Origin of the sequence: Pseudomonas sp. RC2C2 (genome assembly GCF_018390435.1) — a bacterium.
Classification (GTDB): domain Bacteria; phylum Pseudomonadota; class Gammaproteobacteria; order Pseudomonadales; family Pseudomonadaceae; genus Aquipseudomonas; species Aquipseudomonas donghuensis.
The window spans coordinates 1,774,119-1,795,053 of sequence record NZ_JAHBAX010000001.1; the positions used below are offsets into that span (position 1 = coordinate 1,774,119).

A 20,935-nucleotide genomic window follows, 5' to 3' on the forward strand; every position below is an offset into this window, starting at 1 on the left:
AAATGCAAAAAAAAACGCCTGCCGATAAGGGCAGGCGTTTTTTGTTACAGCCGTTGAATCAGTACGAGAGACCGAAGTGCTCTTCGTTCATGTCCATCAGGTTGTTGGCGCCCGACAGCATGGTTGCCACGTGGGTACGGGTACGCGGCAGGATGCGCTGGAAGTAGAAGCGCGCGGTCTGCAGCTTGGCGGTGTAGAAGGCTTCCTCAGTGGTGCCGGCAGCCAGTTTCTCGGCAGCCAGGCGCGCCATGTCGGCCCAGAAGTAAGCCAGGCAGGCGTAACCGGAGTACATCAGGTAGTCCACCGAAGCGGCACCGACTTCTTCGCGGTCTTTCATCGCAGCCATACCGACCTTCATGGTCAGCTCGCCCCACTCTTTGTTCAGTTGGGCCAGCGGTGCTACGAACTCGCTGATCGCTTCGTTGCCTTCGTTGCCCTGGCAGAACTTGTGCACGATCTTGGTGAAGCCCTTGAGCGCTTCGCCCTGGGTCATCAGCACTTTACGGCCGAGCAGGTCCAGCGCCTGGATGCCGGTGGTGCCTTCGTACAGCATCGAGATACGGCTGTCGCGAACGTTCTGCTCCATGCCCCACTCGGCGATGAAGCCGTGGCCGCCATAGATCTGCACACCGTGGTTGGCCGCTTCGAAGCCGACTTCGGTCATGAACGCCTTGGCGATCGGCGTCATGAAGGCCAGCAGTGCGTCGGCTTTCTTCTTCTCTTCTTCGTCCTGGCTGTACTTGACGATGTCCACCTGCTTGGCGGTGAAGTAGACCATGGCGCGGTTGCCTTCGGCGAACGCCTTCATGGTCAGCAGCATGCGCCGTACGTCCGGGTGAACGATGATCGGGTCAGCGGCTTTGTCCGGCGCTTTCGGGCCCGTCAGCGAGCGCATTTGCAGACGGTCGCGAGCGTATTTCAGGCCGCCCTGGAACGCCACTTCAGCGTGGGCCAGGCCTTGCAGCGCGGTACCCAGGCGAGCGGTGTTCATGAAGGTGAACATGCAGTTCAGGCCTTTGTTGGCCGGGCCGATCAGGTAGCCGGTAGCCGCGTCGAAGTTCATCACGCAGGTGGCGTTGCCGTGGATGCCCATCTTGTGTTCGATGGAACCACAGGACACGGCGTTGCGCTCACCGACGGTGCCTTCGGCGGTCGGCAGGAACTTCGGCACGATGAACAGCGAAATGCCTTTGGTGCCAGCCGGCGCATCGGGCAGGCGGGCCAGGACGATGTGGACGATGTTGTCGGCCATGTCGTGCTCACCGGCCGAGATGAAGATCTTGGTGCCGGTGACTTTGTAGGAGCCGTCGGCCTGAGGTTCGGCCTTGGTGCGCAGCATGCCCAGGTCGGTACCGCAGTGTGGCTCGGTCAGGCACATGGTGCCGGTCCATTCGCCGGATACCAGCTTGGTCAGGTAGGTCTCCTGTTGCTCGGCGGTGCCGTGCTCGGAGATGGTGTTCATCGCGCCATGAGACAGGCCAGGGTACATACCCCAGGACCAGTTCGACTCACCGACCATTTCGCTGACCGCCAGGCCCAGCGACTCAGGCAGGCCCTGGCCGCCGTGCTCGACGTCATGGGCCAGGCTTGGCCAGCCGCCTTCGACGAACTGCTTGTAGGCTTCCTTGAAGCCGCTCGGGGTTTTGACCCCCGACTCGCTCCAGGTGCAGCCTTCGAGGTCGCCGACACGGTTCAGCGGGGCCAGTACCTGTTCACAAAACTTGGCGCCTTCCTCGAGGATGGCGTCAACCATGTCCGGGGTGGCGTCCTGGCAAGCCGGCAGGCTCTGATAATGCGCTTCGTAGCCGAGCAGCTCGTCACGAACGAAGCGAATATCACGCAAGGGGGCTTTGTAATCAGGCATAGCGATGAACCTCTGCTGATGAATCCTGGATAGGGAGACCGCGATATACCGACCAGCTCTAGGCGGCTTTCGGTCAAACAGTTGTTTGAAACATACGTTTACGCCGAAAACTTGTCAAGCATCAAGCAGAGGGCAGTTCGGCCATGCCAGACTGCGCGATTGCCCTGGCAAAACACCCCGCAAACGCGCAGCCGAGCGCCCGCCAGCAAGGGCAAAGCGCTGATACATAAAGACTAGTTGAAGGCTCACAGAGGGCGAGCCGAAGGGGGTCAGGCGTAGGTATCGATCAGGGTACCAAGCATTTCGTCCGATGCTTTGGCCACTTTGACACCCAATTCGACCTGATGCTTGCCCAGCGCCATTTCGACGCTGCTGGTGGCCAGGTCCATTTGCTGGCTGCGATCGACCGCCCGCAGGCGCTCGGCCTGATAGTCGCTGGACTGGCTGGTGGCGGCACGCTCGACGGTGGTGTTGGCGATCTGGCTGGCAGCCTGATCGACGCGACTCTGCCCGGCCTGGATGGCGCCAAGCCCTGCGTAGAATGCTGAGTTGCCCGAGATTTCCATGTCGAAACTCCATGACGCTGAAAGCGAACAGCCTCTATTGAAGCAGACTTGCCGGCAAAAGGCCCGTTGAAAACACTAATAGCAAAGTGCTACATGATAGACACGCGTCAGTCCAGCAGGTCCAGTTGCAGGTACGCCGCTACCGCTTGCGCGCTGACTTGCTTGAGCTTGGGCACCCGCCCCAGGCACGGCGCCGGTAAACGCTCGGCGAGGCTGGCGAGGTTTTCTTCCAGCCGCGAGGTGCGCGGCTCGACAATGTTGGCGACCCAGCCAGCCAGTTGCAGGCCATCGCGGGCAATGGCTTCGGCCGTGAGCAAGGCATGGTTGATGCAGCCCAGGCGCACACCGACCACCAGAATCACCGGCAGCTTCAGGGCAACGGCCAGGTCCGACAAATTGGCCTGGCCGGACAGCGGCACGCGCCAGCCACCAGCACCTTCGATCAGGGTGAAATCGGCACCGTTGGCCAACACCTCGCGCATCGGTGTCAGCAAGGCCTGCACGCTCAAGGCGACGCCGGCTTCCCGTGCCGCCAGGTGCGGGGCAATGGCCGGTTCGAAAGCGAACGGATTGACCTGTTCGTAGGGCAACTTGAGCGAGCTTTCGGCAATCAGCGCCATGGCGTCGGCATTACGCAAGCCTTTGCTGCTGAGCTCGCAACCAGACGCCACAGGTTTGGCGCCCAGGGTGCTCAACCCGGCCAGGCGTGCAGCATGCAGCAGGCCGGCGGCGATGGTGGTCTTGCCAACGTCGGTGTCGGTCCCCGCGATGAAATAGGCCGGGTTCATCTCACTCCCCTTCTACCGACGGCTTTTGCAGTACACCGTAAACCACCTGATAGGTCGCCGGTAGTCCCTGGGGCTGACGGAAGCCCTCATACGCCTGCAGCAGGCCCTGCATCCGTGCCCGCCCGGTCAGCCCGGCCGGGCGCCCCGGGTTGAGGTTGTGAGCACCGAGGGCCTTGAGCTCGTGGGTCAGGCTGCGCACATCCGGGTAGTGCAACACATGGGGCCGAGCCGCCAGGCTCAGCACCTGCAGTTCGCTTTCGCCACACAGGCGTTGATAGTCCTCAAGGCGCCGAAAACGATTGACGTGCACCAGGCCATCGACCGCCTGCCAGCTTTCGCGCAGCTCATGCAGGGTGCCGACGCAAAGGCTGGCAAAAGCCAATACACCACCTGGTTGCAGGACACGCCGGGCCTCACTGAGCACGGCGCGGAAATCGCCACACCATTGCACCGCCAGGCTGCTGAAGATCAGCTCGACGCTGGCATCTCGCAGTGGCAAGCGCTCGGCATCGCCAGCCACATGGTGGTGCGCCCCGCCCTGCTCCCGCGCGTGCTGGAGCATGCCTTCGGCAATATCCACAGCCACACCGGCGGCCCGGGGAAAACGGCTGTTCAGGGCGCGGCTGAAGTAGCCGGTACCGCTGCCCAGGTCCAGCCAGCGTTGCGGCTCGAAAGCAGCGGGCAACTGTTCAAGCAGCGCCGCGCCCACCGCCCGCTGCAGTTCGGCAACGCTGTCGTAGCTGGCGGCAGCGCGGGAGAACGACGCTGCGACCTGACGTTTATCGGGCAAGCCGCCGGGCAGGCCCGGCTGGGAAAGATCAGTCATCGCCACTCTCATGTACAAAGGCCTTGATTGCTGCCGCCAACTCATGAGGTGTTTCCATCACAAAACCATGAGCACTGTCTTCCAGCAGCCCGACTTCCACGTCGGGCAGTATCTCCAGCAGTTCGCCGGCGACCTCCGCCGGCACCAGCCCGTCACGCCCGGCAAACAGGTGCAATTGCGGACCGCCATAGCGCTGCAGCGCGGCGCGGGTATCGAGCTGGCCAAGGACTTCGAGCCCCGCCACCAACACTTCCGGAGCCGGAGCTGGCATCCCCGCGCTGAGCAGGCGGGCCAGGCTGCGCGGGTCTTCGGCGCCCTGGCTGCACAATGAAACGAAGCGTTTGAGGGTGACCTGGGTGTGATAGCGGCAACCTTCGAGGAAGGTCTGGAAGGTATCCACCGCCATGCCATGCGGCCAGTCCGGGCGGCTGACAAAACTGAGGTTGCTGCCCAGGGTGATCAACCCATGGCAGTCATCGCCGCGCCGTGCGGCCAGTTCGGCGGCGAGCATGCCACCCAGCGACCAGCCGCCCAGCCAGGCATTGCGCGGCAACTGCCGATCGAGTTTGTCGAGCCAGTCCTCGGGGTTGCTGGACACCAGGCTGGGCAAGGCCTGGATTTCGACCCGCAAGCCAGGGTCGATGGCCCTCAAGGTCGCCACCAAGGGCTGCAAGGCAGAACTGCCCAGGCCCCAGCCCGGCAACAGGATCAGATGGTTACGCATCAGCAGGCTCCAGCAGCGGATAACAGTCAGCCAATGCATTCAACAATAGCTGCACCTGCGCCGGGCTGTGTGCCGCGCTCAAGGTCACACGCAAGCGGGCGCTGCCGGCAGGCACGGTCGGCGGGCGGATCGCGGTGACCAGCAAGCCACGCTCGCGAAGCATCTGCGACAGGCGCAAGGCCCGCGTGCTGTCGCCGATCAGGATCGGCTGGATCGGCGTGAAGCTGTCCATCAGTTGCAGGCCGATCTGCTCAGCGCCGCTACGAAACTGCTGAATCAACGCCGCCAGGTGCTCGCGACGCCAATGCTCGCCGCGCAGCAGTTCCAGGCTGCGCAGGGTGGCGCACGCCAGGGCCGGAGGCTGGCTGGTGGTATAGATGTAGGGCCGGGCGAACTGGATCAGGCACTCGATCAGCTCATCGCTGCCGGCGACAAATGCACCCGCGGTGCCGCAGGCTTTGCCCAAGGTGCCAATCAGCACCGGCACCTGCTCAAGGCTCAGGCCGAAATGCTCGACGATACCGCCGCCATTGCGCCCCAGGGTGCCCAGGCCATGGGCATCGTCGACCATCAGCCAGGCGTCGCGGGCATTGGCCACCGCAGCCAGGGCAGGCAAATCGGCCAGATCACCGTCCATGCTGAACACCCCGTCGGTCACCACCAGGGTGTTGCCGACGGCCTTGTCCAGGCGGTTGGCGAGGCTTTCGGCATCGTTGTGCAGGTAGCGATTGAAACGCGCACCGCTGAGCAGGCCGGCATCGAGCAGCGAGGCATGGTTGAGACGGTCCTGCAGCACCGTGTCGCCCTGCCCGACCAGCGCCGTCAATGCACCCAGGTTGGCCATGTAGCCGGTGGAAAACAGCAGCGCCCGCGGCCGCCCGGTCAATTCGGCCAAGGCCTCTTCCACCGCGTGATGGGGGCTGCTGTGGCCGATCACCAGGTGCGAAGCACCGCCGCCGACACCCCAGCGCTCGGCACCGGCGCGCCAGGCTGCGATCACTTGCGGATGATTGGCCAGGCCCAGGTAGTCGTTGCTGCAAAACGCCAACAACGGCTGGCCATCGACCACCACTTCCGGGCCCTGCGGGCTTTCCAGCAGCGGGCGCCGACGGTACAGGTCAGCGGCGCGGCGTTGCTCCAGCCGCGCGCGAAGATCAAAAGCCATGGCTGCCTCAGGCCGAGGCGGCGTTGTAGAACAGCTCGCTGCTCTTCTGCTCCACCAGCGCCTGCTCGATGGCCGCCTGATGGACTTCGTCGGCGTGTTCTTCACGGGCTTCCGGCTGGATGCCCAGGCGTGCGAACAGCTGCATGTCCTTGTCGGCTTGCGGGTTGGCGGTGGTCAGCAGTTTCTCGCCGTAGAAGATCGAGTTGGCGCCGGCGAAGAAGGCCAGGGCCTGCATCTGTTCATTCATCGCTTCACGGCCAGCGGACAACCGCACGTGGGACTTGGGCATAAGAATCCGGGCCACGGCGAGCATGCGGATGAAGTCGAACGGGTCAACTTCTTCGGCGTTCTCCAGCGGCGTGCCGGCGACCTTCACCAGCATGTTGATCGGCACCGACTCCGGGTGTTCCGGCAGGTTGGCGAGCTGGATCAGCAAGCCTGCGCGGTCGTCCAGCGACTCGCCCATGCCGAGGATGCCGCCCGAGCAGATCTTCATCCCGGCATCGCGCACGTAAGCCAGGGTCTGCAGGCGATCGCTGTAGGTGCGGGTGGTGATGATACTGCCGTAGAACTCCGGCGAGGTGTCGAGGTTGTGGTTGTAGTAGTCAAGCCCGGCCTCGGCCAGCGCCTGGGTTTGCTCCAGGTCGAGCTTGCCGAGGGTCATGCAGGTTTCCAGGCCCATGGCCTTGACCCCTTTGACCATCTGCAACACGTAAGGCATGTCCTTGGCCGACGGATGCTTCCAGGCGGCGCCCATGCAAAAGCGCGTCGAGCCGATGGCTTTGGCCCGGGCTGCCTCTTCGAGGACCTTCTGCACTTCCATCAGCTTCTGTTTTTCCAGCCCGGTGTTGTAGTGGCCGGACTGCGGACAATATTTGCAATCTTCCGGGCAGGCGCCGGTCTTGATCGACAGCAGCGTCGAGACCTGTACGCGGTTGGCGTCGAAATGCGCGCGGTGCACGGTTTGCGCCTGGAACAGCAAGTCATTGAACGGTTGCTGGAACAGGGCTTTGACCTCGGCCAGGGACCAGTCGTGACGTGTTGTTGCAGTTGTGCTGGCGCTCATCGGCGATTCCTTGTTTAGGCTTGTACAGGCGCCGGCACAGAAAAACCCCGCCAGCGCATCACGGATAGCTCGCATAGTTAAGGAAGGCTGATGCACTGTCAACCATAAGTCAAAACACTGGTTTACAACTGTCTACTTAATAACCAGATCTGCTTGCTTTGCAATGAAGCGGCCGAGCAGCCCTACCCACTGTGCATCGCCTGCGAGAGCGAACTGCCCTGGCTGGGCGAGCATTGCCAGGTCTGTGCCCTGCCGCTGCCCATGCACGGCCTGGTCTGCGGCCAGTGCAGCCGGCGCCCGCCGGCCTTCTATCGGGTCGAGGCGCCCTGGTACTACGGCTTCCCGGTCGATGCGCTGGTTACCCGCTTCAAGCACAATAGCCAGTGGCCGCTGGGCCGCTTGCTCGCGCAACTGCTCGGGCGCTGGTTGAGCCACCGCTTTGACGAAGGGCTACCGCGCCCGGCTGTGTTGCTGCCGGTACCGCTGTCAAGGCGGCGATTGCGTCAGCGCGGCTACAATCAGGCGGGGATGCTGGCTAACTGGTTGGCACAACAACTGGGCATTCGCTGTAGCGAACAGGTGCTCACCCGCACCCTCGATACCCCAGCCCAGCAAGGTCTCAAGGCCCAGGCACGCAAACGCAACCTGCGCCAGGCCTTTGCCGTGCACCACCGCCCGATGATTGCCGGGCGTCATGTCGCGCTGGTGGATGATGTACTGACCACTGGTGCCACCGCCCAGGCGTTGGCCAGCCTGTTGCTCAAGGCCGGCGCCCGACGGGTCGATGTCTACTGCCTGGCGCGCACCGCCAAGCCCGGCAGCGCTTGACTTGAGCGCGGGGTGCGGGCACTTTCGGGCTGATTCCCCACTGGTGCCCGTTACCGCTTATGTCCCTGCCTGCCCTGCTCACCCAGCACATCGTCCGCCGCCCGCAGCGTATTGCCTTGCTGCAACACATTGCCGAACAAGGCTCGATCACCCGTGCGGCGAAAAGCGCCGGCATGAGTTACAAGGCGGCCTGGGATGCCATCGACGAACTCAACAACCTGGCCGCCAGCCCACTGGTGGAACGCAGTGTTGGTGGGCGCGGCGGCGGTGGGGCGAAACTGTCTGCCGAGGGCCAGCGGGTGCTGCGCCTGTACCAGCGCTTGCAGGCCCTGCAGGCGCAGATCCTTGAAGCGGCCGAAGACGCCAGCGATCTCGACCTGCTCGGCCGCCTGATGCTGCGCACCAGCGCGCGCAACCAGCTGCACGGGCGTATCAGCTCGATCGAGGCCCAGGGCCGCTATGACCGCATCAGCCTGACCCTGGCGGGCGAGCTGCGCATCGATGCCCAGATCACCCACGACAGTACCGGACGCCTTGAACTGAGCCCGGGTACCGCAGTAGTGGCGCTGATCAAGGCGGGCTGGCTCGAACTGCTGGGCCTCGATCAACAGCCAGCCGAGGGCTACAACTGCTTGCCGGTCAAGGTCGATGCGTTGCTTGCAGACACCGAGGGTCCGACCGAAGTGCGCCTGCTCCTGGCCAGCGGGCAAACCCTGTGTGCTTTCGCCGACGCACACTGGCTACAAGACCATCAGGTCATTGTCGGCAGTGACCTGCAGGTGCAATTTCAGCCTTCTTACGTGCTTCTTGGAACGCCGCTGTAAAACTGCCACAAAAATGTCATGGACCCTGACTAAGGTGACTGCCAAACCCGCAGGAAGCCTGTCATGCACCTACTAGAAGAACATCAGCCAACCGACCTCGAACAGCTGACCAGCCTCAGCCGCCGCCGCTTCATCGGCGCCGGCGCGCTGTGCGGCGCAGCGCTGTTTCTCGGCGGCAATTTGCTCAGCCGCAGCGTACTGGCAGCCAGCGTCAGCGCTGGCAACAGCAGCCTGCTGGGCTTTGCCAGCATCCCCGCCGCCACCGCCGACAGCATCAGCTTGCCGCCTGGTTACAAAGCCTCGGTATTGATCAGCTGGGGCCAGCCACTGCATGCCGGCGCCCCGACCTTCGATCCTTCCGGCAACGGCAGCGCCCAGGCCCAGGAACTGCAGTTCGGCGACCACAATGACGGCATGAGCCTGTTCCCCTTCCCCGGCGACGCCAAACGCGCGCTGATGGCGATCAACAACGAATACACCAACTACCGATACCTGTTCAGCCACGGCGGCAAACCGGCCTCTGCTGCAGAAGTGCACAAGGCCCAGGCCGCCGAAGGGGTGTCGGTGATCGAAGTGCAGCGCCGCGATGGCCAGTGGCAATTCGTCCAGGATTCGCCCTACAACCGGCGCATCCATGGCAACACGCCAATCAGCATCAGCGGCCCGGCCGCCGGCGATGCCCTGCTTAGAACCGCGACCGACAACAGCGGGCGCAAGGCACTGGGCACCTTCCAGAACTGCGCCAATGGCAAAACGCCGTGGGGCACTTACCTGACCTGCGAAGAGAACTTCACCGACTGCTTCGGCAGCAGTGATCCGGCCCAGGCCTTCGATGCCGCCCAAAAGCGCTACGGTGCCTCGGTCACAGGCAAGGAGGTCGACTGGCATCAGCACGACCCACGTTTCGACCTGGCGAAGAACCCCAACGAACTGAACCGTCATGGCTGGGTGGTGGAAATCGATCCGTTCGACCCGCAGTCGACTCCGGTCAAGCGCACCGCCCTGGGCCGTTTCAAGCACGAGAATGCCGCCCTGGCCGAAACCCGCGATGGCCGCGCCGTGGTGTACATGGGCGACGACGAACGTGGCGAGTTCATTTACAAGTTCATCAGCCGCGACCGCATCGACCACAAGAATGCCAACGCCAACCGTAACCTGCTGGACCACGGCACCTTGTACGTGGCGCGCTTCGACGATGGCGACCATAACCTTAATCATCCGCGCGGCAAGGGCCAGTGGCTGGAGCTGACCCATGGCAAGAACGGCCTCAACGCCGCCAACGGTTTTGCCAGCCAGGCCCAGGTACTGATTCATGCGCGCCTGGCCGCCAGCCATCTCAAGGCCACGCGTATGGACCGCCCGGAATGGATCGTGGTCAGCCCCAAGGACGGCCAGGTGTATTGCACCCTGACCAACAACGTCAAACGCGGAGAAGAAGGCCAGCCGGTCGGCGGCCCCAACCCGCGCGAAAAAAATCTCTATGGGCAGATTCTGCGCTGGCGTGAAAACGCCGATGACCATGGTGCGATGAACTTCGACTGGGACCTGTTTGTGGTGGCCGGTAATCCATCGGTGCATGCCGGTGAGGCCAAGGCAGGTTCTGCCAACATCACCCCGCAGAACATGTTCAATAGCCCGGATGGCCTGGGTTTCGATGCTGAGGGCCGCTTGTGGATCCTGACTGACGGCGACTACAGCAACAGCGGCGATTTTGCCGGCATGGGCAACAACCAGATGCTTTGCGCCGACCCGGTCACTGGGGAAATCCGCCGCTTCATGGTCGGCCCGGTGGCGTGCGAGGTGACGGGTATCGCTTTTGCCCCGGATCAGCGCACCTTGTTCGTGGGTATCCAGCACCCGGGGGAAACCGGTGGTTCGACCTTTCCCGAGCACCTGCCCAATGGCAAGCCACGGTCGTCAGTGATGGCGATCAGCAGGGAGGATGGCGGGATCGTTGGCGCATGAGTCTGGCGCGGGGCTGCTGTGCAGCCCATCGCTGGCAAGGCCAGCTCCCACAACACAGATCCGCCGTGGAAGCCGATGTGCGATACCATGCAGGTACCTTGCGGCGACCTGCCGCACAGCAGGAGCGAGCATGTCCCACCCCTTTGAAACACTCACCCCCGATCTGGTCCTGGACGCCGTGGAAAGCATCGGTTTTCTCAGCGACGCCCGGGTACTGGCACTCAACAGCTACGAGAACCGGGTCTACCAGGTGGGCATCGAAGGGGCTGAACCACTGATCGCCAAGTTCTACCGCCCGGACCGCTGGAGCGACGCGGCGATCCTCGAAGAACACAGCTTTACCGCTGAACTGGCCGAGTGCGAAGTGCCGGTGGTGGCGCCACTTATCCACAACGGCAAGACCCTGTTCGAACACAGCGGCTTTCGCTTCACCCTGTTCCCGCGCCGTGGCGGCCGGGCGCCGGAGCCGGGCAACCTCGATCAGCTGTATCGCCTCGGGCAACTGCTCGGTCGTCTGCATGGGGTCGGCGCCACCCGCCCGTTCGAGCATCGCGAAGCACTGGCCGTGGATAACTTCGGCCACGCCTCGCTCAATACCCTGCTCGAAGGCAACTTCATCCCCAAAAGCCTGCTGCCGGCCTTCGAGTCGGTGGCCCGCGACCTGCTCAAGCGGGTCGAGGCGATTTACGCCAGTACCCCGCACCAGGTCATTCGCCTGCACGGCGACTGCCACCCGGGGAACATGATGTGTCGCGACGAGGTGTTTCACATCGTCGACCTCGATGACTGCCGCATGGGCCCGGCGGTACAGGATCTGTGGATGATGCTCGCCGGCGAGCGCCACGAACGCCTGGGCCAGTTGGCCGAGCTGATGGATGGCTACAACGAGTTCCACGATTTCGACCCGCGCGAACTGGCCCTGATCGAACCTTTGCGTGCCCTGCGCCTGTTGCACTACAGCGCCTGGCTGGCCCGGCGCTGGGACGATCCGGCGTTCCCGCGCAGCTTCCCCTGGTTCGGCCAGGAGCGTTACTGGGGCGACCAGATCCTCGCCCTGCGCGAGCAGATCGCCGCGCTGGATGAAGAACCGCTGAAATTGTTCTGAAGCGCGCGTGAGTCTGTCTACAATAGCCCCCTGCTTTTAGATAGCTGCCTAAGCAAGGAATCTGCATGCACGCCGCCAACCCGCGCCGCGGGTACATCCTGGGCCTGAGCGCCTACATCATCTGGGGCTTGTTCCCGCTCTACTTCAAAGCGCTGCAAAGCGTCCCCGCAGTGGAAATCATCGTCCACCGGGTGCTCTGGTCGGCGTTGTTCGGCTCGTTGCTGCTGCTGGTCTGGAAGCATCCGGGCTGGCTGCGCGAACTGCGCGAAAACCCCAAACGCCTGGCGATCCTGGCCTTGAGCGGCTCGCTGATCGCCGGCAACTGGCTGACCTACGTGTGGTCGGTGAACAACGGGCGCATGCTCGAAGCCAGCCTGGGCTACTACATCAACCCGCTGGTCAACGTGCTGCTCGGCATGCTCCTGCTCGGGGAACGCTTGCGCCGCCTGCAGTGGATTGCCGTGGGCCTGGCCGCACTCGGGGTGGCCCAGCAGGTCTGGCAAGTGGGCAGCCTACCCTGGGTGTCGTTGGTGCTGGCACTGAGCTTTGGCTTCTACGGCCTGATCCGCAAGCAGGCGCCGGTAGCCGCCCTGCCCGGGCTGGTGGTCGAGACCTGGATGCTGGTGCCGCTGGCCATCGGCTGGATGCTGCTCAACCCCATGGCGCATAGTGCCCAGGCAAGCTTCTATACCAGCAGCGAAGCGCTCTGGCTGATAGCCGCAGGGCCAGTCACGCTGGTACCCCTGGTGTGTTTCAACGCCGCCGCGCGGCACCTGCCCTACACCACCCTGGGCTTCTTGCAGTACCTGGCCCCCACCCTGGTATTGCTGCAGGCGGTGTGGCTGTTTGACGAGCACCTGTCGAGCAGCACCCTGGTGGCCTTCATGTTCATCTGGGCAGGCCTGGCGCTGTATAGCGTGGATGCCTGGTTGAGCCTGCGCCGGCGCAGCTGATCAAAAAATGTACGAAGCGCTGCAGGCCACGCAATTTGTGGCCTGTAGCGACATCTCCCAAGGTTATCCACAGGCGCATCCCCGATAAACCGGGATAACTAATCCTCAGGGCGCAGGTTCAATTCCACCATCAGGTCGTCGGCCAGCGCTTCCAGTTTGTGCTGCAGGACATCCAGCGACAGCGTCAGTGGCACCGCCAGCAAGGCATCGGCATGGAACAGCGGCTCGCTGCTCATCGGCGCCGGGCGCACCTCGGTGGTCAGGCGCTCGACGTTGACGCCCTGATCGGCCAGCAGCCGGGTGATGTCGCGGACAATACCGGGGCGGTCATTGCCCACCAGCTCCATGGCGATCGGCTTCCAGGTGCAGGACGGCTCGATACCGCTTTCGGCAATCAAGACACGAATATCGTGCTTGCCCAAGGCCTGTAGCGCCTCGACCAGTTCATCGTAGGACTCGGCCGGTACCGCGACCTTGAGAATGCCGGCAAATTGCCCGGCCATCCGCGACATGCGGCTCTCCAACCAGTTACCGTTATGCTCGGCAATGCATTCAGCGATACGCTCGACCTGCCCGGCCTTGTCGGGGGCGATCACTGTCAATACGAGATGATCCACGCGGCAACCCTCTGCATTTAACGTTCAGCCCCTGAAATCAAAGGGCGCGGAGAAAGTATAGGCAAGGCGCGGCAACCTGCCGCAGGAGCTTCGAATGACTAATCGTGTACTGTTTCAAGATTTATCTGGAACAATCTGCCGGTTTTTTGAGAACATACCGACTCCCAGCGTGACCCTATGCGACCAATTGGTCGCAGAACGACGTATTTAGTCTAATTTTCACAACCGCAGCGCATCATGTAGTATGCCGCAGCGCGGACTACAAAACGTTGGATCGATGTCTGCCAAGGCGCCTGTGAAAATACGCCAACGCCCGCCAGCCTGTCTGGCAGGCCGCACCCAGCCGCCCGCGAGGGCATGTTCTGGTGCCGTGTTTAGAGAAGCGCGCAAGGCTTAAATAGAAGAGCTGAATAGCTGAGCAGAGTGAGGCAAGCAATGACTGAACACGTTCAAGTCGGTGGCCTTCAGGTCGCCAAAGTCCTGTTCGACTTCGTGAACAACGAAGCCATTCCCGGAACCGGCGTCAGCGCCGAGCAATTCTGGGGGGGTGCGGAAAAGATCATCAACGACCTCGCTCCAAAGAACAAAGCACTGCTGGCCAAACGTGACGCATTGCAGGCGCAGATCGACGCCTGGCATCAGGCGCGCAAAGGCCAGGCTCACGATGCCGTGGCTTACAAGGCCTTCCTTCAGGACATCGGTTACCTGCTGCCAGAAGCTGCAGACTTCCAGGCCTCGACCCAGAACGTCGATGACGAAATCGCCCGCATGGCCGGCCCGCAGCTGGTCGTGCCGGTGATGAATGCGCGCTTCGCCCTGAACGCCTCCAACGCCCGCTGGGGTTCGCTGTACGACGCGCTGTATGGCACTGACGCCATCAGCGAAGCCGGCGGCGCGGAAAAAGGCAAAGGCTACAACAAGGTTCGCGGCGATAAGGTGATTGCCTTCGCCCGCGCCTTCCTCGACGAATCGGCGCCATTGGCCGCCGGCTCCCATGTCGACTCCACGGCTTACCGCATTGAAGGCGCCAAGTTGGTTGTCGCCCTCAAGGGTGGCAGCAACAGCGGCCTGCGCGATGATGCGCAGTTGATCGGTTACCAGGGCGACGCCTCGGCGCCGACCGCGATCCTGCTCAAGCACAACGGCCTGCACTTCGAGATCCAGATCGACGCCAGCACCCCGGTCGGCCAGACCGACGCCGCCGGCGTCAAGGACGTGCTGATGGAAGCCGCCCTGACCACCATCATGGACTGCGAAGACTCGGTCGCCGCCGTCGACGCCGACGACAAAGTGGTGATCTACCGCAACTGGCTGGGCCTGATGAAAGGTGACCTGGCTGAAAGCGTCAGCAAAGCGGGCCAGACCTTCACCCGGACCATGAACCCGGACCGCGAATACACCGCGCCAAACGGTGGTTCGCTCAGCCTGCACGGCCGTTCGCTGCTGTTCGTGCGTAACGTCGGTCACCTGATGACCATCGATGCCATTCTCGACAAAGACGGCAACGAAGTGCCGGAAGGTATCCTCGATGGCCTGGTCACCAGCCTGGCCTCGATCCACAACCTCAACGGCAACACCAGCCGCAAGAACAGCCGCACCGGCTCCATGTACATCGTCAAACCGAAGATGCATGGCCCGGAAGAAGCCGCGTTCACCAACGAGCTGTTCGGCCGTATCGAAGATGCCCTGGGCCTCAAGCGCAACACCCTGAAGGTCGGCATCATGGATGAGGAGCGCCGCACCACGGTCAACCTCAAGGCCTGTATCAAAGCTGCCAGCGAGCGCGTGGTGTTCATCAACACCGGCTTCCTCGACCGTACCGGTGACGAGATCCACACCTCCATGGAAGCCGGCGCCGTCGTGCGCAAGGGCGCCATGAAGACCCAGAAGTGGATCGGCGCCTACGAGAACTCCAACGTCGACATCGGCCTGGCCACCGGCCTGCAAGGCCGCGCCCAGATCGGTAAAGGCATGTGGGCCATGCCGGACCTGATGGCCGACATGCTCGAGCAGAAGATCGCCCACCCACTGGCCGGTGCCAACACCGCCTGGGTGCCGTCGCCGACCGCCGCGGCCCTGCACGCCCTGCACTATCACAAGGTTGACGTATTCGCCCGCCAGGCGGAACTGGCCAAGCGTGCACCGGCTTCGGTCGATGACATCCTGACCATCCCGCTGGCGACCGACACCAACTGGTCGGACGAAGAAAAGCGCAACGAGCTGGACAACAATGCCCAGGGCATCCTCGGCTATGTGGTGCGCTGGATCGACCAGGGTGTGGGCTGCTCGAAAGTGCCGGACATCAACGATGTCGGCCTGATGGAAGACCGCGCCACCCTGCGGATTTCCGCGCAGTTGCTGGCCAACTGGCTGCGTCATGGCGTGGTGACTGAAGCGCAGATCCTTGAAAGCCTCAAGCGCATGGCGCCGGTGGTCGACAAGCAGAACGCCAACGACCCGCTGTACCGCCCGCTGGCACCGGACTTCGACAACAACATCGCCTTCCAGGCGGCAGTCGAACTGGTCGTCGAAGGCACCAAGCAACCGAACGGTTATACCGAGCCGGTACTGCATCGTCGTCGTCGTGAGTTCAAGGCCAAGAACGGTCTGTAACATCCTCGGGGCTGCTTTGCAGCCCCATCCCTGGCAAGCCAGCTCCCACAGGGTCGGTGAATGCAGTCCCTGTGGGAGCTGGCTTGCCAGCGATAAGGCCAGACCTGTCTAAGAAATCCCCAGTTCCCTGCGCACCAACCTCACCAGCTTGTCCAGATCGATCGGCTTGAGCAGAAAGTCGACGACGCTCAAGTGCATCGCCTCGATGGCGTCCTTCACATCCGCAGCCCCTGACACAATGATGATCGGCATCGCCGCGCGCTCCGAGTCGCGTATGTGTCGAATCAGCTCCAGACCACCGAACGTGCCCATGCGCAGGTCGGTGATCACCAGGCCAATACCCCGCTCCTTGTCCAGACACTCCAGTGCCTGCTGGCCGCTGTCGGCGGTCAGGCATTTGAACCGCTTGGAACTCAGGTACCTGGCCAACGCTTCGCGGGCCACCCGGTTGTCATCAACGATCAATACCTTCGGCGCCGCCGACCGCGCCGTTACCGAGGCCAGCGCCTCACGCTCGGCCTCGCTCAGAATGTTTTCGTGGTCGGACATGGCTGTCTCATCATCAATGACCTGCTAAATGTCCTTTGAATCAAGTTCAGACTGCATTGAGATTAGTTGCAAACTGCCTTTCGTCGGGTAATTGACACATGACGCAGCACTTCAACTCCCTGACGCAGTTTATAGACTTACGTCCAATGGGCACTGAGCAGCCCGCGACCGACCATGAACAACGAAAACAACAAGGTCGATGGTCACAGCTCGACACAAAGACGCGGTAATGCTCATGAGCAAAATGGACGCCTTCGCCCAGGCAGGAAAGACTGCAGTGATGCAGAACATCCAGGGGACCATGCAGTTTCTGCAACGCTTTCCACCGTTCAATCAGATGGAGAACGCCCACCTGGCGTTTCTCGTCGAACAGTGCCAACTGCGCTTCTATGCGGCCAATGACAGCATCATCAAGCCCAGCGACGGTCCGGTCGAGCACTTCTACATCGTCAAGCAAGGCCGGGTGGTCGGCGAGCGCCAGCACGTCACCCGCCCCGGCACCGAAACCACGTTCGAGATCACCAGCGGCGAGTGCTTCCCCCTGGCCGCCCTGCTCGGCGAACGGGCTACCCGCACCGAACACCTGGCCGGCGAAGACACCTTCTGCCTGCAATTGAACAAGGCCGCGTTCATCCGCCTGTTCACCCTGTCCGAAGCGTTTCGCGACTTTGCCCTGCGCGGGGTCAGCAGCCTGCTCGATCAGGTCAACCAGCAGGTCCAGCGCCGCGCGGTGGAAACCCTCGGCAACCAGTATTCACTGAACACCCGCCTGGGCGAACTGGCCATGCGTCATCCGGTGGTCTGCGATCCGGCCACGCCGCTGCGTGAGGCCGTACGCCTGATGCACGAGCAGCAGGTCGGCAGCATTGCCATTGTCGATGAGCAACGCTTCCCGATCGGTATCTTCACCCTGCGCGACCTGCGCCAGGTGGTGGCCGATGCCAGCGCCGACTTCACCCAGCCGATCAGCCGGCACATGACCGCCTCGCCTTTCTACCTGAGCCCGCAGGCCAGCGCCTTCGATGCTGCCATCGCCATGACCGAGCGGCATATTGCCCACGTCTGCCTGGTCGGAGAGCGGCGCTTGTGCGGCGTGGTGTCCGAGCGTGACCTGTTCTCCCTGCAACGGGTCGACCTGGTCCATCTGGCACGCACCATCCGCCATGCCAGCCGAGTCGAAAACCTGGTGTCGCTGCGCGGCGAGATCAGCCAGCTGGTCGAGCGCATGCTGGCCCACGGTGCTTCGTCTACGCAGATCACCCAAATCATCACCCTGCTCAACGACCATACCGTATGCCGGGTCATCGAGCTGGCGATCGAAGACAAGGGCGACCCGGGCGTGCCGTTCAGCTGGCTTTGCTTTGGCAGTGAAGGGCGCCGCGAACAGACCCTGCACACCGACCAGGACAACGGCATTATTTTCGAAGCACGCGATGCTGCCCATGCCGCCGAGATTCGTGGCCGCCTGCTGCCGCTGGCCCAACACATCAACCAGGGCCTGGCGCAGTGCGGCTTCAGCCTGTGCAAGGGCAACATCATGGCCGGCAACCCCGAGCTGTGCCTGTCCCGCGCTGAGTGGGCACGGCGCTTTGCCGCTTTCATTCGCGAAGCCACGCCGGAAAACCTGCTGGCTTCAAGCATCTACTTTGACCTGCGAGTGGTCTGGGGCGATGAACAGGCCTGTGAACAACTGCGCCAGAGCATCCTCGAGCAAGTGGCCGACAACCGTCTGTTCCAGCGCATGATGGCCGAGAATGCCCGGCGTCAGCGGCCGCCGGTGGGGCGCTTTCGTGAGTTCGTGCTGACCCGCCAGGGCAATGACAAAGCCGCCACCCTCGACCTCAAGGTCCAGGGCCTGACGCCGTTTGTCGATGGCGCACGCCTGCTGGCCCTGGCCAATGGCATCGTTGCCAACAACACGCTGGAGCGCCTGCGCCAGTTGGTGGCCAAGGAAGTGATCGACCCGCTCGACGGCGCCGCTTATGAGGAGGCCTACCACTTCATCCAGCAAACCCGCATGCAGCAACATCAACTGCAGAGCCGGCAAAACCTGCCGTACTCCAACCGGGTCGACCCCGACAGCCTCAACCACCTGGACCGGCGCATCCTGCGCGAGTCCCTGCGCCAGGCCCAGCGCCTGCAAAGCAGCCTGGCCCTGCGGTACCAGCTATGAGCCTGTTTGCCTGGCTACGCCCCAGCCAACCGCGGCTCGACGAACACCTGCGCCAGCGCGTGGAACAACTGACGGCCCCGGCACCACTGGCCGAACACAGCCTGCGCCAGCAGCGCTGGGTAGTGCTCGACCTGGAAACCAGCGGCCTGAATCTCTACCGTGACCAGGTGCTGTCGATCGGCGCGGTGGTGATCGAAGACGGCGCCATCGACTTCAGTCAGCAGTTCGAGCGCACGCTGAACCAGCGCGATCACAAGCTCACCTCCAGCGTGCTGATCCACGGCCTGGGCCCCAGTGCCATCGCTGCAGGTTGCGAGCCGGCCGAAGCCCTGCTCGCGCTGATGGACTTTATCGGCGACAGCCCGCTGCTGGCCTTTCATGCCCCCTTCGACCAGCGCATGCTCGGCCGCGCCCTGAAAGACCACCTGGGCTATCGCCTGCAGCATCCGTTCCTGGATGTCGCCGAGCTGGCCCCCCTGCTCAACCCGCAGGTCACCCTGCGCGAAGCCGGGCTGGACGACTGGACCGCCTACTTCGGCCTGCAAGCCGCCGAGCGCCATAACGCCAGTGCCGATGCCATGGTGACTGCCGAGCTGGCGCTGATCCTGTTCAGCCAGGCCCGGCGCCAGCAACTGGACAGCCCGGCGCTGCTTGACCAGCAACTGCAGCGGCTGCGCAGGCGTCGGCAACAAAGTCATGGCTTTTAAGCATCATCCGATGAGTGTGAATTGCGTCTGATGGGGAGCTTCTGCGACAATCGCGAATAATTCTCGTTAGTTAACGCATCTTTTCGGGGAACGCCTTGTCGTCTGTGCAAAGCCCACACACTGAGCTGGTCGGTGCGCTGTACCGTGACCATCGCAGTTGGCTGCTCGCCTGGCTGCGGCGCAACATCGCCTGCGCCGAGCGCGCCGAAGACCTGAGCCAGGACACTTTCGTGCGCCTGCTCGGGCGCGCGCAATTACCTGCGCCGCGCGAACCCCGGGCGTTCCTCCTGGCCATCGCCAAAGGCCTGCTGTTCGACCACTTTCGCCGTGCAGCACTGGAGCAGGCGTATCTGGCCGAGTTGATGCTGATGCCCGAGGCCGAGCATCCCTCCCCTGAACAACAGCAACTGATCCTCGAAGACCTCAAGGCCATCGACCGCCTGCTCGGCAAGCTGTCGAGCAAGGCACGGGCGGCCTTCCTGTACAACCGCCTGGACGGCCTGGGCCATGCCGAGATTGCCGAGCGCCTGGGTGTGTCCGTCTCACGGGTACGCCAGTACCTGGCCCAGGGCCTGCGCCAGTGTTATGTGGCGCTGTATGGTGAGCCGACATGAACAACAAGCCGGTTTCGGCGCGCGTGCTGGATGCCGCGATCGCTTGGCAGCTGTGCCTGGACTCGGGCACTGGTAACGCCGATGAGCGCGCCGAGTTCGCCCGCTGGCATGCCGCCAACGAAGAGCACGCCCGCGCCTGGATGCAACTGGGCATGCTCGACCAGCGTTTCAGTGCCGCAGCCGGCCCTGCGCGCCAGGCCCTGTTGCAGTCCCGCGCCGGTCTGCGCCAGCGGGTGCGCAAGCTAGGCGGTGGCCTGGCCAGCCTGATGCTGGTGGTTGGCCTGCTGAGCTGGGTCAATGCCCATCAGTCGCTAGGCTACTGGCTGGCCGACCAGCGCACCGGCACTGGCGAGCAGCGCACCCTGCGCCTGACCGACGGCACCCTGATCAGCCTCAACACCCATTCGGCAGTGGACATCCGCTTCGACGAGAAACAACGCCTGATCGTGTTGCACGAAGGCGAAATCTCCATCAAGACCGGCCACAAGGATGATCGGCCGTTCGTGGTCAGCACTGAAGACGGCCGCATGCGGGCGCTGGGTACGCGCTTTCTGGTCAAGCTCGAAGGCCAGGGCACGCGCCTGAGCGTGCTGCAGTCGGCGGTGGCTGCCCGGCCACAGGACAGTGGCGACGAGCAGATCCTCAAGGAAGGCCAACAAGTGCTGATGAGTCACGACCGCCTGGGCCGCATCGATAGCCTGGCCGCCGGTGCCGATGCCTGGACCCGCGGCATGCTGGTGGTCGACAACGTACGCCTGGCCGATCTGATTGACGAACTGGGGCGCTATCGCAGCGGGCATCTGGGGGTTGCTGCGGATGTAGCCGACCTGCGCATCACCGGCAGCTTCCCGCTCAACAATACCGACCTGGCACTGACCTCGTTGCTGCCGACCTTACCGGTGCAGATCGAGCAACGTACACCGTGGTGGGTGACGGTGGTGGCTAAACGCGATACGCACTGAGCCCTATCGCGGGGCAAGCCCGCTCC

19 protein-coding genes are annotated in these 20,935 nt (G+C 63.2%); 10 read left to right on the forward strand and 9 right to left on the reverse strand.

Translation table 11 applies throughout. From position 1 onward, the window contains the following. Positions 1 to 58: 58 nt before the first annotated feature. From KHO53_RS08255 to bioB, 7 genes are all read right to left on the reverse strand, one after another. Entirely contained in the window at positions 59 to 1,864 is a 1,806-nt protein-coding gene (locus KHO53_RS08255) for a phenylacyl-CoA dehydrogenase (RefSeq protein ID WP_010221411.1), read from the reverse strand. Positions 1,865 to 2,133: 269 nt separating this feature from the next. After that, entirely contained in the window at positions 2,134 to 2,430 is a 297-nt protein-coding gene (locus KHO53_RS08260) for a hypothetical protein (RefSeq protein ID WP_010221410.1), read from the reverse strand. A 107-nt stretch (positions 2,431 to 2,537) separates the two neighbouring features. Continuing rightward, on the reverse strand, positions 2,538 to 3,218 hold the full coding sequence (gene bioD, locus KHO53_RS08265; RefSeq protein ID WP_010221409.1) for a dethiobiotin synthase: 681 nt from the start codon (positions 3,216 to 3,218) through the stop codon (positions 2,538 to 2,540). 1 nt (position 3,219) lies between these two features. Further along, positions 3,220 to 4,044, reverse strand: a complete 825-nt coding sequence (gene bioC / locus KHO53_RS08270) for a malonyl-ACP O-methyltransferase BioC (RefSeq protein ID WP_213570183.1) — start codon at positions 4,042 to 4,044, stop codon at positions 3,220 to 3,222. Further along, positions 4,037 to 4,768, reverse strand: coding sequence for an alpha/beta fold hydrolase (locus KHO53_RS08275; RefSeq protein ID WP_036995039.1), 732 nt, complete (start codon positions 4,766 to 4,768; stop codon positions 4,037 to 4,039). Before KHO53_RS08275 ends, bioC begins: the two co-directional genes overlap by 8 nt. Then, entirely contained in the window at positions 4,761 to 5,933 is a 1,173-nt protein-coding gene (gene bioF, locus KHO53_RS08280) for an 8-amino-7-oxononanoate synthase (RefSeq protein WP_010221405.1), read from the reverse strand. The genes KHO53_RS08275 and bioF overlap by 8 nt, the downstream gene beginning before the upstream one ends. 7 nt (positions 5,934 to 5,940) lie before the next feature. Beyond that, the gene (gene bioB / locus KHO53_RS08285; RefSeq protein WP_010221404.1) at positions 5,941 to 6,999 is read right to left on the reverse strand and encodes a biotin synthase BioB; all 1,059 of its coding nucleotides are present in this window, start codon (positions 6,997 to 6,999) and stop codon (positions 5,941 to 5,943) included. Between the two features lie 117 nt (positions 7,000 to 7,116). Between bioB and KHO53_RS08290 the strand changes: the two genes are divergently transcribed. The 5 genes from KHO53_RS08290 (at position 7,117) to rarD (ending at position 12,674) form a co-directional block, all read left to right on the forward strand. Then, complete coding sequence (locus KHO53_RS08290; protein WP_249684494.1) at positions 7,117 to 7,827, forward strand: ComFC family protein; 711 nt, start codon at positions 7,117 to 7,119, stop codon at positions 7,825 to 7,827. A 59-nt stretch (positions 7,828 to 7,886) separates the two neighbouring features. After that, the gene (locus KHO53_RS08295) at positions 7,887 to 8,651 is read left to right on the forward strand and encodes a TOBE domain-containing protein (RefSeq protein ID WP_010221402.1); all 765 of its coding nucleotides are present in this window, start codon (positions 7,887 to 7,889) and stop codon (positions 8,649 to 8,651) included. 63 nt (positions 8,652 to 8,714) lie between these two features. Continuing rightward, complete coding sequence (locus KHO53_RS08300) at positions 8,715 to 10,616, forward strand: PhoX family protein (protein ID WP_213570184.1); 1,902 nt, start codon at positions 8,715 to 8,717, stop codon at positions 10,614 to 10,616. Positions 10,617 to 10,746: 130 nt separating this feature from the next. Further along, entirely contained in the window at positions 10,747 to 11,721 is a 975-nt protein-coding gene (locus KHO53_RS08305) for a serine/threonine protein kinase (protein ID WP_010221400.1), read from the forward strand. A 65-nt stretch (positions 11,722 to 11,786) separates the two neighbouring features. Further along, a complete protein-coding gene (gene rarD, locus KHO53_RS08310) occupies positions 11,787 to 12,674 on the forward strand; it encodes an EamA family transporter RarD (protein ID WP_010221399.1) in 888 nt (295 codons plus the stop codon). 98 nt (positions 12,675 to 12,772) lie between these two features. Here the strand turns inward: rarD and KHO53_RS08315 are convergent, their stop codons facing one another. Beyond that, entirely contained in the window at positions 12,773 to 13,291 is a 519-nt protein-coding gene (locus tag KHO53_RS08315) for a glycine cleavage system transcriptional repressor (protein ID WP_010221398.1), read from the reverse strand. Between the two features lie 435 nt (positions 13,292 to 13,726). Between KHO53_RS08315 and KHO53_RS08320 the strand changes: the two genes are divergently transcribed. Then, complete coding sequence (locus KHO53_RS08320) at positions 13,727 to 15,904, forward strand: malate synthase G (RefSeq protein ID WP_036995036.1); 2,178 nt, start codon at positions 13,727 to 13,729, stop codon at positions 15,902 to 15,904. Between the two features lie 108 nt (positions 15,905 to 16,012). Here KHO53_RS08320 and KHO53_RS08325 read toward each other — a convergent pair whose 3' ends face one another. Then, positions 16,013 to 16,453 carry a response regulator gene (locus tag KHO53_RS08325; protein ID WP_010221396.1) on the reverse strand — a complete coding sequence of 147 codons (441 nt, stop codon included), beginning with the start codon at positions 16,451 to 16,453 and terminating at the stop codon, positions 16,013 to 16,015. 235 nt (positions 16,454 to 16,688) lie between these two features. Between KHO53_RS08325 and KHO53_RS08330 the strand changes: the two genes are divergently transcribed. The 4 genes from KHO53_RS08330 (at position 16,689) to KHO53_RS08345 (ending at position 20,909) form a co-directional block, all read left to right on the forward strand. Beyond that, the gene (locus KHO53_RS08330; protein ID WP_213570618.1) at positions 16,689 to 18,626 is read left to right on the forward strand and encodes a DUF294 nucleotidyltransferase-like domain-containing protein; all 1,938 of its coding nucleotides are present in this window, start codon (positions 16,689 to 16,691) and stop codon (positions 18,624 to 18,626) included. Further along, positions 18,623 to 19,333 (forward strand): 3'-5' exonuclease, encoded by a 711-nt coding sequence (locus KHO53_RS08335; RefSeq protein ID WP_213570185.1) that lies wholly within the window; start codon positions 18,623 to 18,625, stop codon positions 19,331 to 19,333. The genes KHO53_RS08330 and KHO53_RS08335 overlap by 4 nt, the downstream gene beginning before the upstream one ends. Positions 19,334 to 19,428: 95 nt before the next feature. Beyond that, the gene (locus KHO53_RS08340) at positions 19,429 to 19,947 is read left to right on the forward strand and encodes an RNA polymerase sigma factor (RefSeq protein WP_010221393.1); all 519 of its coding nucleotides are present in this window, start codon (positions 19,429 to 19,431) and stop codon (positions 19,945 to 19,947) included. Further along, positions 19,944 to 20,909 (forward strand): FecR domain-containing protein, encoded by a 966-nt coding sequence (locus KHO53_RS08345; RefSeq protein WP_213570186.1) that lies wholly within the window; start codon positions 19,944 to 19,946, stop codon positions 20,907 to 20,909. The genes KHO53_RS08340 and KHO53_RS08345 overlap by 4 nt, the downstream gene beginning before the upstream one ends. The last annotated feature ends 26 nt before the right edge of the window (positions 20,910 to 20,935 follow it).